Origin of the sequence: Lichenicoccus roseus, assembly GCF_005844085.1 — a bacterium.
Lineage (GTDB): Bacteria > Pseudomonadota > Alphaproteobacteria > Acetobacterales > Acetobacteraceae > Lichenicoccus > Lichenicoccus roseus.
In genome coordinates this window covers 445,618-460,028 of the sequence record NZ_VCDI01000001.1, presented here as the reverse complement: position 1 = coordinate 460,028, position 14,411 = coordinate 445,618, and the positions used below count along the sequence as shown (strand labels likewise).

Below are 14,411 nucleotides of genomic sequence, written 5' to 3'. Positions count from 1 at the left end.
AGGGTTCAGCGGGCCGGCGGCAGTTCGCGCAGTAGCGGGGCGAGCTGCGCGGCATAGGCTCGCCAGCGTCCGACGCCGGCTGCATTGATCGGCTGGCGCACCTGGGCGCGGCTTGCAGTGCCGATGCGCCGGTCCTGCTCGTAGAAACGTTCGCAGGCCGGGTCGTACGGCAGGTCGAGGAACGCCAGCACGCGCCGCAGCGTGACGTCGAAATCGTCGATCCATCCGGCGTGATCGAGCATCAGCACCGGCAACGGCAGGACTGCGCGCCAATGCTCCAGCAGCCGCTGGTGCTGCGCCATGTACCAGCCGAGATCCGCAAGATCGTGCGCATACGGATGGTAGCCGATGAAGCGGTGCTGGAAGATCGAGGCGCCGACATCGCGCAGGTCGCGCGTGCAGCAGATCACCCGCGCCCCGGGCAGCAGGGTGGCAAGGAAGCCGAGCTGGAAGATGTTGTCCGGCATCTTGTCCAGCACGCACGCCGCCTCCGGCGCGAGCGCATGCAGATCGGCGAGATAGCCCGCCGATGAAGTCGTCAGCGTCGGTGCATCGAGTGCGGCCGCCCGTTTCATCGCGGTGGCTCCCGAGAGCGTGCCGGTCAGCCGCGCCAGGGTCTCGCGCACGGCCAGCCTCTCCCCCGCCCCATGGACCATGGGATGCGCGCTCAGGATCTGCTCGAGCAGGGTGGTGCCGGTGCGTGGCAGCCCCACGATGAAGACCGGCGCCGGGTCGCGGAGTTCCGAGCGCGGGCCGGTCACCAGCCGTCGCTTGCCGAACTCTGCCATGATGGCCTGCAGATACTCCTCGTGCTGCGGCCGGGAGAACGGCTGCGCGAGCCGCAGCAGGGCGTGGCCGCGATGCCAGTGCGCGAACGCCGCCGCCGGATCGCCTTCCGTGCGGCGCAGGTCCGCGAGGTCGAAATGCGCGTCGATCCGGTGTTCCAGCGTGCCCGCGTCGCGGATCGTGGCCAGGCGTGCCACCCGATCCGCCAGTGCCGTCACCTCCGGGCGCGAAGCCCTGCGCGCCAGCACCAGGCGCTGCCAGGACAGCAGCAGGTCCAGCCCGCTGGCCGGATCCTGCTCGGCCTGCGCAAGCTCGCGGCCGGCGGCATCGTCCCGCCCGAGCGCTATAAGGGCCTGCGCCCGTTCCGCATGCCAGCGCGACCGCAGCGGGCCTGCCGGCGGCCTCCCCCCGGCATCCAGCACCGCGAGCGCCGCAGCCGCGTCGTCGTCGAGCAGGTGACGGCTGGCAAGCGCGATGCGCGCGAGGTGGCAGCCGGGCTCGCGCCCCAGTACGGCTGCGAGGCGGGCGGTCGCCGTTACCGGCTGGCCACAGAGATGCTCCACCAGCGCCAGTTCGCACTCCGCATCCGCCTGCAGCGGCTGCAGGCCGAGCGCCTCGCGGAACGCCATGCGCGCCTCGCCCACCTTGTCCATGCGCATGCAGATCCTGCCAAGCGCCAGCCAGGCCCCCGCAAGCCTGGCCGGGGCGCTGCCGGGGGACGCCTGCAGCAGCGCCAGGGTGGCGATCCGTTCCGCATGGGCGGCTTCGAGCAGAGAAGGCGCCAGCGCGACCGCCCGCTGCGCCGCCGCCAGGGCCGGTCGCGGCCGGCCCTGTTTGAGAAGCGCGCGCGACAGATGGATCAGCGGCGCCGGATCGCGCGGGGTCAGTGCGACTGCTTTTCCCAAAGCCCCGGCCGCCTCCGCATGGCGGCCAGCGGCGTGCAGGGCGATCCCGTGCCAGGTCGCCGACACCGCATCGCCCGGCGCCACCGCCACCGACCTGGCCAGGGGAGCCAGGGCGTCCGTCGCCGCGCCGGTCCGCACCAGCGCCATGCCGTACAGCCGGAGCAGTACGGCGTCGTCGGGCGATTGCGCCAGCAGCGGCGCGAGCAGCCCGGCCGCAAGCGGGTAGTTCCCGGTCTGGAAGGCATCGATCGCCGCCGCATGCGGACCGGACGGTAACGTTTCACTTGTCATCGGAATGCAGAGGTCGCATGACGGCGGTGATCAGGCAAAGTCAGGAAATCGCGCAGATGATCAGGATGATCCTTGCCGGGGCGCTGGGCATCGGCTGCCTCGCCGGTCTTGCGGCGTGCGACTCCACCTATACGCCGTCCGCTCACCATCATGACGATGCGTCGACCGGCAGCCTGCTCTCCGGGACTGATACCGGCGTCAATCCGAACGGCTCGATGAACGATCCGTCGCTCAGGTCGAACTTCGGCAGCCAGAACACCGGCCACTGACCGCCTCCGGCGTGGCCGACAGCCCGGCCGCAGCCACGGCCCTGGACAGCGCGCCGGCGCGGCAGGCCGGCATCGGCGTGCTGATGGCGTTTCTCGCCTACGCGACCTACGCGCTGAGCGATGCCTCGATCAAGCTGCTGCATGGCACGCTGGACCCGTTCGAGATCATGTTCATCTCGGCCGCCCTGGGCACGCTGGCGATCCCGGCGCTGATGCAGGAGACCGATGGCTGGCGCGACCTGTTCCGCAGCCGGCGCCGCATGCTGTGGCTGATGCGTGCGGCGGCGGCGGCCACCGGTTCGCTCGGCAGCATCGTCGCCTTCACCCGCCTGTCGATGGCCGAGGCCTTCGCCATCATCTTCCTCCTCCCGGCGCTGGTCACCGTGCTGTCGGTGATCTTCCTCGGCGAGAAGATCGGCTGGCGGCGCTGGAGCGCGGTGGCGATGGGCTTCGCCGGCGTGCTGGTGGTGCTGCGGCCGGGGTTCCGCGAGCTGGGGATCGGGCACCTGGCAGCGTTCCTGAGCGGCATGTCGGGGGCGGTGACCATCGTCATCCTGCGGGCGCTGGGGGGCGGCGAGAAACGCATCTCGCTCTACGGCGCCGGGCTCGCCGGACCGCTGCTGGTCAGCTTCGCGATGATGCTGCCGCACTTCACCGTGCCGGACCGGAGGCAATGGCTCTGGCTGGCGAGCTGCGGCCTGATGGGCACCTGCGGCAATGTCATGATCCAGCTCGCCTCGCGCAACGCCCCGGCCAGCCGGGTGGCGCCGATCCAGTACAGCCAGATGCTGTGGGCGATCCTGCTCGGCTTCCTGGTGTTCCATGACCGGCCCGACGGCTGGATGTATCTTGGCGCCGGGATCATCGTGGCGTCCGGCCTGTTCACCTTCTCGCGCGAAAAGAAGAAGACCCGCTGGTGGCGCACCACCCCGCCGGTGCATCCGCAGTAGCGGCGGCTCACATCAGCTTCGCCTCGAACGGCGGCTTCAGGTCCGGGGCGTCGAACTCCAGCACCCAGAGGTCGGGATCGCGCCCGACCTGGCGCTGCACGTAGGCGTCGGCCGTCGCGTCATCGACCGGAGCAGGTCCGGTGCCGCGCATCCAGGCAGCCTCGCCATCCATGCCGCGCACCTGGCTCAGCACCAGCACCCCGCCGGAGCGGTCGCGCAGTATCGCGAGGACACCGCCGGCATCGGCATCGCCGCGCCGCAGCACCATTCCGGAGCGACCTTCCTGGTCGGCGCGGCGGATCGCCATGCTGACCCAGAACCCGGTCTTCAGCCGCGGCTCGCTCATGCCGGAAACTCCTAATCGGCGCTCACATGGACCGAGCCGGGACCTGGAGCGCCGCCAAGATCCTCCGGCACCAACGCGGCATGATAGCGCACCGGGTCGTCGATCAGCGCGCGTGCGGTGTCGAGATCGATATCGGTCCCGATCGCTGCCGGGCAGGCGCTGCGGATCTCCAGGATGCGCGCCACCGGCAGCGGCGGCCGCGCCAGCCGCGACTGCCGCACCGCCTCCCGCAGGTCGAGCACGCCGCTGGACAGGTCCTGCATCGCCTGGTCCAGCGCCGCGCGGCCCAGGCTGGTGCAGACCTCCGGCATCACGCCCAGGCCCTGCAGCGGCCAGCCGAGCGGCGCCAGCACCCGGCTCCAGGTCACGAACAGCTCACCACCGTCCGGCAACTGCGCGATCGTCTGCACCAGGCCCTTGCCCAGCGTGGTGCTGCCGATCACCACCGCGCGACGATGGTCCGCCAGGGCCGCCGCCATGATCTCGGCAGCGCTTGCGGTGCGGCCGTCCACCATGACCACGATCGGCAGTCCTCCGGTGAGGTCGCCGCCCTGCACGCTCCATATATGGGTGGCCTGTGGAATGCGTCCGCGCGTCACCACGGCCACGCCATGATCGAGCACCAGCGCCACCGAGGTGACCGCCTGCTGCAGCACGCCGCCGCGATTGCCGCGCAGGTCGAACACCAGCCCCTTGACCGGACCGGCGCCGCTCGCGGGATCCTCGCCCAGCGCGTCCGGCTGCATCGCCTGGTCGAGGAACAGGCTCATCTCCTGGGCGGTGTCGGCGGAGAAGCCGGTCACCCGCAGCACCACGATGTCGCCGCTGGAGAAGGCGAACACGGTCTCCGGCGGCACCGCCGCCCGCGTCAGTACGATGGTCCGCTCGGCGGCCTGCTCGGGCGCATGGCGGCGGCGGGCGGAGCGCGGGCTGGCGCCGAGGGTGAGGCTGACGCTGCTGCCGGGATCGCCATTCAGCAGGGTGGTCACCGCCGCCTCGTCCATCCCGCGCACCGGCTGGCCGTCGACCGAGAGCAGCCGCATCCCGGGCGAGATGCCGGCGCTCCAGGCCGGGCCGTTGGCGTTCACCGAGGCGATGGCGATGCCGCGGCCCTCCCGCACCACGGTCAGCCCGGCGCTGGCCTGGACGCCGTTGCGGGCATTGCGATCGGTGGCGGCCGGGGCAGGGGCGATGTAGCGCGAATACGGGTCGAGGTGGTTGAACAGCTCGTCGAAGAAGCTCTGCACCAGGGCCTGCTGGCCAGCCGCGCGCAACGGCTGCGAGTTCAGCCAGGCGGCGCCGGCCATGCCCACCGCCGCCTGGGTCCAGCCGGCGAGATCGGTCTCCGCGGGCGGACGTTGCGCGTACAGCACGCCGTTCGGCGTCACCAGCCGCAGCGAGGTCTCGGTGCTCTCCGGGGTCAGGGCCGGGTCGATGGCGGTGAGGCCGTTCAGGCCCCAGAGGGTGAATTGCCGGACGCTGTAGGCCTCCAGCGTGCGCGGGCGCAGGAAATTGAGCGCGGTGCCGATGACGCTGCCCAGCAGGGCGGGGTCGAACGCAACCGGGACCGGTGGGCCGGAGAGCGGGGTATCGGTCAGACCCGGCGCCGGCGCGAACAGCAAGGCGAGCGCCAGCATGGCGATGCGCAGGCGGTTCAGGTGCCACCGGCAGCCGGGAGCAGTCACGGACGACGCTGGCTGTGCGCCCCCCGCGACGGTCCGGCGGCATCGGCCGGCCCGGCATCATGCCCGGCAGGCGCGAACAGCAATCCGCCGGTAACCGGAACGGCCTCGAGCAGGCGCACCTCGACCGGCTGGGTCAGGCGGTAGGACATGCGCGAATGCCGGCCGGTGAGGGCGTTTGCCGTTTCATCATGCGTCCATTGGTCGCGAGGCAAGGTCGAGACAGGCACCAGACCGGTGGCACCTGTTTCCGGCAGTGTGACGAAAAGCCCGAAACGGGTCACGCCGGAAATGCGGGCAGTGAAAATCGCGCCAATTTTGTCGGCCATGTGTGCAGCAATGTAACGCTCCTGGGCGTCCCGCTCCGCCAGCGCCGCGCGTCGCTCGGTCTGCGTCACCTGCTCGCCGAGGCTTTCGAAAAGCGTGCCGGCGTCCGGCTTCAGCCCGTCCTTGCCGAGGCCGAGGCCGGCGATCAGGCCGCGATGCACCAGCAGGTCGGCATAGCGCCGGATCGGCGAGGTGAAGTGCGCGTACTCGGCCAGCGCCAGACCGAAATGGCCGATATTCTCCGGGCTGTACTCCGCCTGGCTCTGGCTGCGCAGCACCATCTCGTTGACCTGCGGCGCCATCGGGGTATCCGCGACCTGCCGCAGCATCGCGTCGAGATCGGCCGGCCGCAGCTCGCCGGCGGGCTTGAGCCTGATATCGAGGGTTGCAAGGAAGTCGCGCAGCGCGTCCAGCTTCTCGGGCGAGGGCGGCGCGTGGATGCGGAACATGCAGGGCGTTCGCCGCCGCTGCAGCTCCTCGGCGGCGGCGACATTCGCCAGCACCATGAACTCCTCGATCAGCCGGTGGCTGTCGAGCCGGGTGCGCGGGGTGATCGAGGCGATGCGGCCCTGTTCGTCGAGCCGGATGCGACGCTCGGGCAGGTCCAGATCGAGCGTGCCACGACGCGAGCGGGCCGCCTGCAGCGCCCGGAACGCACCGTAGAGCGCCGGCAACAGCGCCTCCGGCACCCCATCCGGCGTCGATCCCGCATCGTGCGCGTCCTGCACCTGCTCGTAGGTGAGGCGGGCGGCCGAGCGCATCAGGCCGCGTCCGAAGCGGTGCGAATGCCTTGCGCCGTCGGCACCCACGCTCATCTCGACGAACAGGCAGCCGCGATTCTCGCGCGGCCGCAGCGAGCACCAGCCGTTCGACAGCGCCTCCGGCAGCATCGGCACCACCCGGTCGGGGAAATAGACCGAGTTGCCGCGCCGCGTCGCCTCGCGGTCGAGTTCGGAGCCGGCGGGGACGTAGTGGGCGACATCGGCGATCGCCACCACCAGTCGCCAGCCGCCATCCGGGCCTGCCTCGGCAAACACCGCATCGTCGAAATCCCGCGCGTCCTCGCCGTCGATGGTGACGAGCGGCAGGTCGCGCAGATCGGTGCGATCGTGAAGACCGACCTCCTGCGCCGCTTCCGCCTGCGCCAGCACATCGGACGGGAACTCGTCCGGGATGCCGTGGGTGTGGATGCTGATCAGGCTGATGGAGCGTGCTTCTCCCATCCGCCCGAGCCGCTCGACGATGCGCGCCGGCTTCAGCCCGTAGCCCGCTTGCGGCAGCGGCTCGGCGAGCACCACCTCGTCGGGTTCCGCGTCCAGGCTCTCGCCGTGCGGGATGCTCCATTCCGCCTTCTGCCGCCGGTCGGTCGGCACCAGCCGTCCCGCCTCGGGCTGGCGCAAGCCGCCGCGCGGCGGCTCCTCCGGGCTCGGACGGAACACGCCGAGCACCCGTCCCGGCGCCTGCGAGATGCGCCTGACGGTCCGGCCCTCGTATTTTCCCGCGGATCTGCCGGACGAGATGCGCTTCAGCCGCGCGATCACCCGCTCGCCGGGCGCCAGCGCCGGCTGGCCGCGCGGCTCGCGGTGCATCCAGACCTGCGGCGGCGGACCCTCGCCCTGCCAGGCGACCGGGCGCGCGATCGCATCGCCGTCCGGATCGGTGCCGGTGACCACCACCAGCATCTCCTCGGCAAGCCGGCCCGGGGTCAGGTAGCGCTTGGCACCGGCCGGGGCGAGGGTTCCGTCATGGCCGAGTTGCCGCAGCAGGTCGCGCAGTGCCGGTCGTTGCTCTGGACCGATCCGGAACGCGCGCGCGATCTCCCGCTTGCCGACGCGCCCGGCGGATCCCGCCACGAACCGGCGCAGCGCCTCGATGCTCGGCAGCGCGCCGCCGGCATCCGCGGCAGCCGGTGCATCGGGGCCGCTCTCCCCCGCATCGATCTCGTGCGGCGCGTCTGCCGGCGGACCCGGTGGCTGCTCCGTCACGTCAGGTTTTGGCGGCCGTCTTGCGATCCGGCCGGGTGGCCTTGGCCGCCGCCTTCGGCCGGGCCGTCTTTGCAGCCGGCTTCTTCGCGGCGCTCTTGGATGGCGCCGGTCTCGGAGCCGCCGCCGCCGGACGCGCCGCGCGCGGTTTCGGTGCCGGCTTGGCCTTGCCGCCCTTCTTGCCGCCACGGGGCTTCATCACCTTGCCCTTCTCGGCAAGCAGGGCGACCGCCTCCGCCAGGGTGACGTCTTCCATGGTCTTGTCGCGCGGGATGTTGGCGATCGTCAGCCCGTGCTGGAAATATGGCCCGAACCGGCCCTTGCGCACGGTCACCGGCACGCGGTCCTTCGGATGCTCGCCCAGGCTGCGCACCGAGGCGAGCTTCTTGCCGATGACGTCGACCGCCCGGTTGACGCCGATCGCCAGCACGTCGTCGTCCTTGTCGAGCGAGGCAAAGATTCCGCCCATCTTCACATACGGCCCGAAACGCCCGATGCCGGCTTCCATCGCCTCGCCGAGCTCGGGATGGATGCCGACGATGCGCGGGAGCGACAGGAGGCCTACCGCCTGCTCCAGCGTGATGGTGTCGCCCTCGACCCCCTTGGGCAGCGTGGAGCGGCGCACCTTGCTCTTCTTGTCGTCCGGGTCCGGCTCGCCCTGCTGGACATAGAGCCCATACGGCCCGCGCTTGACCTTGATCTCCTCGCCGGTCTCCGGATGCAGGCCGAGCAGGCGCATGCCGTCGGTGAGCGTGTCGCCGCCGCCTTCGCCGTCCTTGGCGTCGACCACCAGGCGCCGGGTGAACTGGCAGGCCGGATAGTTCGAGCAGCCGATGAAGGAGCCGTAGCGGCCGAGCTTCAGGCCCAGCCGCCCGGTGCCGCAGGCGGTGCAGCGCCGCGGATCCGACCCGTCGGCCGGCTGCGGGAAGAAATGCGCCCCCAGATCGGCGTCGAGCGCGTCGATCACGTCCGAGATCTTGAGGTCCTTGGTCTGGGCGACCGAGTGCGAGAATGCCTCCCAGAACTTGGCCATGACGTCGTGCCAGTCGCGCCGGCCGTCCGAGATGTCGTCGAGCTGCTCCTCCAGCCCGGCGGTGAACTGGGTGTCGACATAGCGCTCGAAGAAACTGGTCAGGAACGCTGTCACCAGACGCCCACGGTCCTCCGGGATGAAGCGCTTGTTCTCCAGCCGGACGTAGTCGCGGTCGCGCAGCACCGACAGGATCGAGGCATAGGTCGAGGGCCGGCCGATGCCGATCTCCTCCATCTTCTTGACCAGCGAGGCCTCGGAGAAGCGCGGCGGCGGCTGGGTGAAATGCTGGTCGGCATCCACCGAGCCGGTCTTGAGCGGATCGTGCTCGCGCATCGGCGGCAGCATCCGGCTGTCGTCCTCGGCCGCCTCCGCCTCGGCGCGGGCATCGTCGCGGCTTTCCGAATACAGCTTGAGGAAGCCGTCGAAGGCGATGATCGAGCCATTGGCACGCAACCTGGCGCGTGCCGTGGGCTCGTCGATCTCGACGATCACCTGGTCGAGCTCGGCGGACTGCATCTGGCTGGCCACCGCGCGCTTCCAGACCAGCTCGTACAGGCGCCGCTGCTCGTCCGACAGGTAGCGGCCGACATCCTCCGGCCGGCGCGCGACGTCGGTGGGTCGCACCGCCTCGTGCGCCTCCTGGGCGTTCTTCGCCTTGGTGGAATACTCGCGCGCCGTCGCCGGCAGGTAGTCGCGGCCGAAGGCGCTGCCGATGTGGCCGCGTATGGCATCGATCGCCTCGCGCGCCATCTGCACGCCGTCGGTCCGCATGTAGGTGATCAGGCCGACCGTCTCGCCACCGAGCTCGATGCCCTCATACAGCTGCTGGGCCGCCCGCATGGTCGCCTGCGCCCCCATGCCGAGCTTGCGGCTGGCCTCCTGCTGCAGGGTCGAGGTGGTGAACGGCGCCGGCGGATGCCGCTTGACCTTGCGGCGCTCGACCGAGGCGACGTTGAACGCGCCGGCCTCGACCGCCGCCTTGGCCGCAGCGGCCTTGGTGCCGTCGTTGATGTCGAACTGGTCGAGCTTGCGGCCATCGAGATGGGTGAGCCGGGCCACGAACGGGGCGCCGGCCGGTGTCATCAGGTGCGCCAGCACGGTCCAGTACTCGCGCGGCTTGAACACCTCGATCTCGGCCTCGCGCTCGCAGATCAGACGCAGCGCCACCGACTGCACGCGTCCGGCCGACCGGCTGCCGGGCAGCTTGCGCCACAGCACCGGCGAGAGCGTGAAGCCGACCAGGTAGTCCAGTGCGCGGCGGGCGAGGTACGCCTCGATCAGCGGCTGGTCGAGCTCGCGCGGCCGCCCCATCGCGGTCTTGATGGCGCTCTTGGTGATCTCGTTGAAGGTGACCCGCTGCACGTCGATGCCGCGCAGCGCCTTCTTTTCCTCCAGCATGGCTCGGACATGCCAGGAGATCGCCTCGCCCTCGCGGTCCGGGTCGGTGGCGAGGTAGAGGCGCTTGGCCCCCTTGAGCGCCTTGATGATGGCCGCGACCTGGCGGTTGCCGCGATCGTCGCTCTGCCAGTCCATGGCGAAGTTCTCGTCCGGCCGGACGCTGCCATCCTTGGGCGGCAGATCGCGGACATGGCCGAACGAGGCCAGCACCGTGTAGCCGTCGCCCAGATACTTGTTGATCGTTTTCGCCTTTGCAGGCGATTCGACCACGACGACGTCGGTCATTTCGATCCCCGAACCCTACAGCGCCCGATTGTTCCTGGCGCAAACCTGGTCAGTGCTTTGCCAAGTGCAATCTGTTGGACGCGTTCCACCAGCACCGCAAGCCTCTTGTGCCCCGTCAGGGCGGCGAGCCGAGCAGGCTGACCCGGTTGCCCGGCAGGCTTTCGACCCGGCCGCCAAGCTCCAGTTCCGTCAGGACCGCCAGCACGGCGCCGACGGAGAACTGGCAGCGACGTATCAGATCGTCAACCGCCACCGGGTCCGGGCCGAGCAGCCCGAGCAGCTCGGGCCGCACCCGGTCGAGCTCCGGCCAGGGGTCGCCACCCATGCCGTCCCAGCCGGAAAAAGCCAGCTGCGGCCGCTCCGCGAAGCCGTCCGGCCCCAGCCCCCGCATCTGCTGGGGCGACAGCGCCGGCAGCTGCGACAGCACGTCGATGGCGCTTTCCGTCAGATGGGCGTGACCCTGGCGTATCAGGTTGTTGGCGCCACGGCAGCGCGGATCAAGCGGCGAGCCCGGCACCGCGAACAGCTCGCGGCCGTAGGTGTGGGCGAGGTCGGCGGTGATCAGGCTGCCCGAGCGCGGCGCCGCCTCGACCACCACGCAGCCGAGCGACAGGCCGGCAATGATGCGGTTGCGCCTCGGGAAGTGCCGGCTCTGTGGCGCGGTGCCGAGCGGCGCCTCGGCCACCACCGCGCCACGCTGGGCGATCTGCGCCTGCAGCAGGGCATTCTCCGGCGGATACGGCTGATCGAGGCCTCCGGCGACGCAGGCGATGGTGGGACCCACGAACATCGCGCCGCGATGGGCCGCGGTGTCGATGCCGCGTGCAAGGCCGGACACCACCACCAGGCCGTGATCGCCCAGCTCGGCGGCCAGCGCCTCGGCGATGCGCAGGCCGTTCGACGAGGCGTTGCGCGAGCCCACGATGGCGACCAGCCGGCGATGCAGCACCGCGATGTCGCCCAGCACCGCGAGCACCGGCGGCGCGTCCGCCAGCTGGGCCAGCAGCGGCGGGTAGTCGGGTTCGCCAAGCACCAGCAGCCGGGCGCCGAGCGCCTGCAGCGCTCCGATCTCGTCGGCGATGGCCTGCACCGAGGGCACCACCGGCGCCCGCGCGCCGCCGCCGTTGCGGGCCAGCGCCGGCAGCGCCGCAAGCGCCGCCTCGGCGTCGCCGTAGCGCGTCATCAGGGTGCGATAGGTGACCGGCCCCACATTCTCGCTGCGTATGAGCCGAAGCCGTGCCGCGAGCTGGGGATCGGTCAAGCGGTGGGACCAGGCCGCGGGCGGCCGATCCTGGGCTCTGTGCCGGCGATCAGTCGGCCGATATTGGCGTGGTGGCGGGCCAGCACCAGCAGGGCGGAGAGCAGGCCGGCGTAGGGCACCGGGTTGCCGGTGTTGCCGTGCGCCAGGCCGAACAGCATGACCGGCAGGGCGACCGCGGCCGCAATGCCGCCTGCCGAGGAGATGCGGGTCAGCCGGGCGACCAGCAGCCAGAGCAGGCAGCAGACCACCCCCGCGCGCCAGTCCAGCGCCAGTGCCACGCCGAGCAGGGTGGCGACGCCCTTGCCGCCGGCGAAGCGCAGCCAGACCGGGAAGCAATGGCCGAGGATCACGCAGACAGCCGCAACCGACGCCGACAGGGACACCGGCCATGCCGCCACCGCCAGCCAGATCGCCACCGCGCCCTTAAGGCCGTCGAGCAGCAGGGTGGCGGCGGCGAGGCCGCGACGGCCGGTGCGCAGCACGTTGGTGGCACCGATGTTGCCCGAGCCGACGCGGCGTATGTCGCCCAGCCCCGCCGCGCGGGTCAGCAGCAGGCCGAACGGCACGCTGCCGAGCAGGTAGGCGCCGATCGCGACCGCCAGCGCCACCGGGGGCAAGCCGCTCATCCGAACACCCGGCGGCCGGCCTTCCAGGTCGCCAGCACCCGTCCGTCCAGCGCCCGGCCGTCGAACGGGCTGTTCTGCGCGCGGCCGGGCATGGCGCCGGACTGCACCCGCCAGCTGCGCTCCGGGTCGAACAGGCACAGATCGGCGGCCAGTCCACGGGCCAGCCGCCCGGCCTGGAGGCCGAGGATGCGGGCGGGGCGCGTGGTCAGCAGGTCGATGGCGGCGAGCAGGGTGAGGGTGCCGTCATGCACCCGCGCCATCGTCACGCCGAGCAGGGTGGTCAGCCCGACGCCGCCGGCCGCCGCCTGCGCGAACGGCAGCCGCTTGTCGTCAGCGTCGCGCGGCATGTGGTCGGAGCCGATGGCGTCGATGGTGCCGTCGGCCAGTGCGGCGCAGACAGCGAGCCGGTCCGCCTCCGGCCGCAGCGGCGGCGACAGCTTGGAAAAGGTGCGGAAGTCGCCGATCGCCGTTTCGTTGAGGTCGAAATAGGGCGGCGCGGTATCGCAGGTGACCGAAAGCCCGTCCGCCTTGGCGCGCCGGATCAGCTCGAGCGCCGCCGCGGTCGAGACGTGGCCAAGATGCAGCGTCCCCCCGGTCAGCTTCGCCAGCATCAGGTCACGCGCCACCAGGATCGGCTCGGCGGCGGCCGGGATGCCGGGCAGGCCGAGCCGGGTCGCGAGCTCCCCCTCGGTGGCGCTGCCGCCGCGCGCCAGCGAAGGATCCTCGGGATGCTGGATCACGGTGGCGCCGAAGCCGCGCGCATAGGACAGGGCGAGGCGCATCAGCCGGGTATCGGCAACCGCCCGAGTACCGTCGGTGAACGCCGCAGCCCCGGCCTCGCGCAGCAGGCCGAGCTCGGCCAGTTCCTCGCCCCGGCAGCCCTTGGTTATCGCGCCGTACGGCAGGATGGTGACCCGCCCGGTCTCCTCGCCGCGTGCGCGCAGCAGCCGCACCAGGGCGGGATCGTCGATCGCGGGCGTGGTGTTGGGCAGCACGGCGAGGGTCGTGATGCCGCCGAAACTTGCCGCCTCGGCAGCGGAGGCGATGGTCTCGCGATATTCGTGGCCGGGCTCGCCGACGCTGGCGCGCATGTCCACCAGGCCGGGACACAGCACCGCGCCACCGCCGTCGAAGGTCTCGGCGCCCTCGGGCGGGGCGGCGTCGGACGGCAGGTCGAGATCCTCGATCATCCCGCGGGCGACCAGCAGCCGCCCGGGCCGGTCCAGCCCGGTGGCGGGATCGAGCAGGCGCACGTTGTCGATCAGCAGCGGCGGATCGAGCAGCCGCGTGCCGGGCATCAGGAATTCGCCCGGCGCGAGAGCCTGTCGAGCACCGCCATGCGCACCGCGACGCCCATCTCGACCTGCTCCTGGATCACGCTCTGGGTGGCATGGTCGGCGACCGCGCTGTCGATCTCGACGCCGCGGTTCATCGGCCCGGGATGCATCACCAGCGCGCCCGGCCTGGCCAGGGCGAGGCGGGCGCTGTCGAGGCCGAAGAAGCGGAAATACTCGCGCTCGCTGGGCACCAGTCCGCCCGACATCCGCTCGCGCTGCAGCCGCAGCATCATCACCGCATCCACGTCGCGCAGCCCGGTCTCCATGTCGTGGAACACCTCGACGCCGAGCGCCTCGACCTCCGACGGGATCAGAGTCGGCGGCCCGATCACGCGCACCCGGCTGCCCATCGCGGTCAGCAGGTGGATGTTCGAACGCGCTACCCGGCTGTGCGCGACGTCGCCGCAGATCGCCACCGTCAGCCCCTGCAGGCGGCCATAGTGGCGGCGGATGGTGAGCGCATCGAGCAGCGCCTGGGTCGGATGCTCGTGGGTGCCGTCGCCGGCATTGATCACGCTGGCATCGACCTTCCTGGCGAGCAGGGCAGGCGCCCCGGACTGCGCGTGCCGCACAACCAGCAGGTCGGTGCGCATGGCGTTCAGGGTGGAGGCGGTATCCAGCAGGGTCTCGCCCTTGTTCACAGACGAGGTAGAGACAGACATGTTGATGACGTCGGCGCCGAGCCGCTTGCCGGCGATCTCGAAGCTGGTGCGGGTGCGGGTGCTGTCCTCGAAGAACAGGTTGATCAGGGTGCGGCCACGCAGCAGGTCGCGCTGGGTCTTGCGGCTGCGGTTGAGCAGCACGTAGCTCTCGGCGAGGTCCAGGAACGGCTCGATGCGGGTCGGATGCATGCCCTGCAGCCCGAGCAGGTGGCGCTGGCTGGCGCTGCCCTCCTGGCCCGCGAAGAAGCGCCCGCCTTCAGCCATGATACGC

General features: G+C 71.3%; 11 protein-coding genes. 2 read left to right on the top strand and 9 right to left on the bottom strand.

Annotated elements, in window-relative coordinates:
- Positions 1-5: 5 nt before the first annotated feature.
- A complete protein-coding gene (locus tag FE263_RS02000) occupies positions 6-1,982 on the bottom strand; it encodes a tetratricopeptide repeat-containing sulfotransferase family protein (protein ID WP_138324265.1) in 1,977 nt (658 codons plus the stop codon).
- A gap of 56 nt (positions 1,983-2,038) precedes the next feature.
- Here FE263_RS02000 and FE263_RS01995 point away from each other — a divergent pair, with 56 nt between their 5' ends.
- Both FE263_RS01995 and FE263_RS01990 read left to right on the top strand, forming a co-directional pair.
- Positions 2,039-2,251 (top strand): hypothetical protein, encoded by a 213-nt coding sequence (locus FE263_RS01995; protein ID WP_138324264.1) that lies wholly within the window; start codon positions 2,039-2,041, stop codon positions 2,249-2,251.
- Between the two features lie 11 nt (positions 2,252-2,262).
- The gene (locus FE263_RS01990) at positions 2,263-3,201 is read left to right on the top strand and encodes a DMT family transporter (protein WP_240758942.1); all 939 of its coding nucleotides are present in this window, start codon (positions 2,263-2,265) and stop codon (positions 3,199-3,201) included.
- Positions 3,202-3,208: 7 nt separating this feature from the next.
- On the opposite strand, the gene FE263_RS01985 is transcribed toward FE263_RS01990, so the two are convergent.
- From FE263_RS01985 to FE263_RS01950, 8 genes are all read right to left on the bottom strand, one after another.
- Positions 3,209-3,547, bottom strand: coding sequence for a DUF1491 family protein (locus FE263_RS01985; RefSeq protein WP_138324263.1), 339 nt, complete (start codon positions 3,545-3,547; stop codon positions 3,209-3,211).
- Positions 3,548-3,558: 11 nt separating this feature from the next.
- Complete coding sequence (locus FE263_RS01980) at positions 3,559-5,232, bottom strand: S41 family peptidase (protein ID WP_240758941.1); 1,674 nt, start codon at positions 5,230-5,232, stop codon at positions 3,559-3,561.
- Positions 5,229-7,496 carry a ribonuclease R gene (gene rnr, locus FE263_RS01975; RefSeq protein WP_171033951.1) on the bottom strand — a complete coding sequence of 756 codons (2,268 nt, stop codon included), beginning with the start codon at positions 7,494-7,496 and terminating at the stop codon, positions 5,229-5,231. Before rnr ends, FE263_RS01980 begins: the two co-directional genes overlap by 4 nt.
- 46 nt (positions 7,497-7,542) lie before the next feature.
- A complete protein-coding gene (gene topA / locus FE263_RS01970; RefSeq protein ID WP_138324261.1) occupies positions 7,543-10,254 on the bottom strand; it encodes a type I DNA topoisomerase in 2,712 nt (903 codons plus the stop codon).
- A 115-nt stretch (positions 10,255-10,369) separates the two neighbouring features.
- A complete protein-coding gene (gene dprA / locus FE263_RS01965) occupies positions 10,370-11,515 on the bottom strand; it encodes a DNA-processing protein DprA (protein ID WP_338086636.1) in 1,146 nt (381 codons plus the stop codon).
- Positions 11,512-12,141: a glycerol-3-phosphate 1-O-acyltransferase PlsY gene (gene plsY, locus FE263_RS01960; RefSeq protein ID WP_138324260.1), complete on the bottom strand. Its 630-nt coding sequence runs from the start codon at positions 12,139-12,141 to the stop codon at positions 11,512-11,514. Before plsY ends, dprA begins: the two co-directional genes overlap by 4 nt.
- Positions 12,138-13,439, bottom strand: coding sequence for a dihydroorotase (locus FE263_RS01955; protein ID WP_138324259.1), 1,302 nt, complete (start codon positions 13,437-13,439; stop codon positions 12,138-12,140). The genes plsY and FE263_RS01955 overlap by 4 nt, the downstream gene beginning before the upstream one ends.
- Positions 13,439-14,404 (bottom strand): aspartate carbamoyltransferase catalytic subunit, encoded by a 966-nt coding sequence (locus FE263_RS01950; protein WP_138324258.1) that lies wholly within the window; start codon positions 14,402-14,404, stop codon positions 13,439-13,441. Before FE263_RS01950 ends, FE263_RS01955 begins: the two co-directional genes overlap by 1 nt.
- Between the last annotated feature and the right edge of the window lie 7 nt (positions 14,405-14,411).

Bases quoted from the DNA above. Each gene is read 5' to 3' on its own strand.
- FE263_RS02000 (WP_138324265.1), bottom strand. From the start codon at position 1,982: ATGACAAGTGAAACGTTACCGTCCGGTCCGCATGCGGCGGCGATCGAT.
- FE263_RS01995 (WP_138324264.1), top strand. From the start codon at position 2,039: ATGATCAGGATGATCCTTGCCGGGGCGCTGGGCATCGGCTGCCTCGCC.
- FE263_RS01985 (WP_138324263.1), bottom strand. From the start codon at position 3,547: ATGAGCGAGCCGCGGCTGAAGACCGGGTTCTGGGTCAGCATGGCGATC.
- topA (WP_138324261.1), bottom strand. From the start codon at position 10,254: ATGACCGACGTCGTCGTGGTCGAATCGCCTGCAAAGGCGAAAACGATC.
- plsY (WP_138324260.1), bottom strand. From the start codon at position 12,141: ATGAGCGGCTTGCCCCCGGTGGCGCTGGCGGTCGCGATCGGCGCCTAC.
- FE263_RS01955 (WP_138324259.1), bottom strand. From the start codon at position 13,439: ATGCCCGGCACGCGGCTGCTCGATCCGCCGCTGCTGATCGACAACGTG.
- FE263_RS01950 (WP_138324258.1), bottom strand. From the start codon at position 14,404: ATGGCTGAAGGCGGGCGCTTCTTCGCGGGCCAGGAGGGCAGCGCCAGC.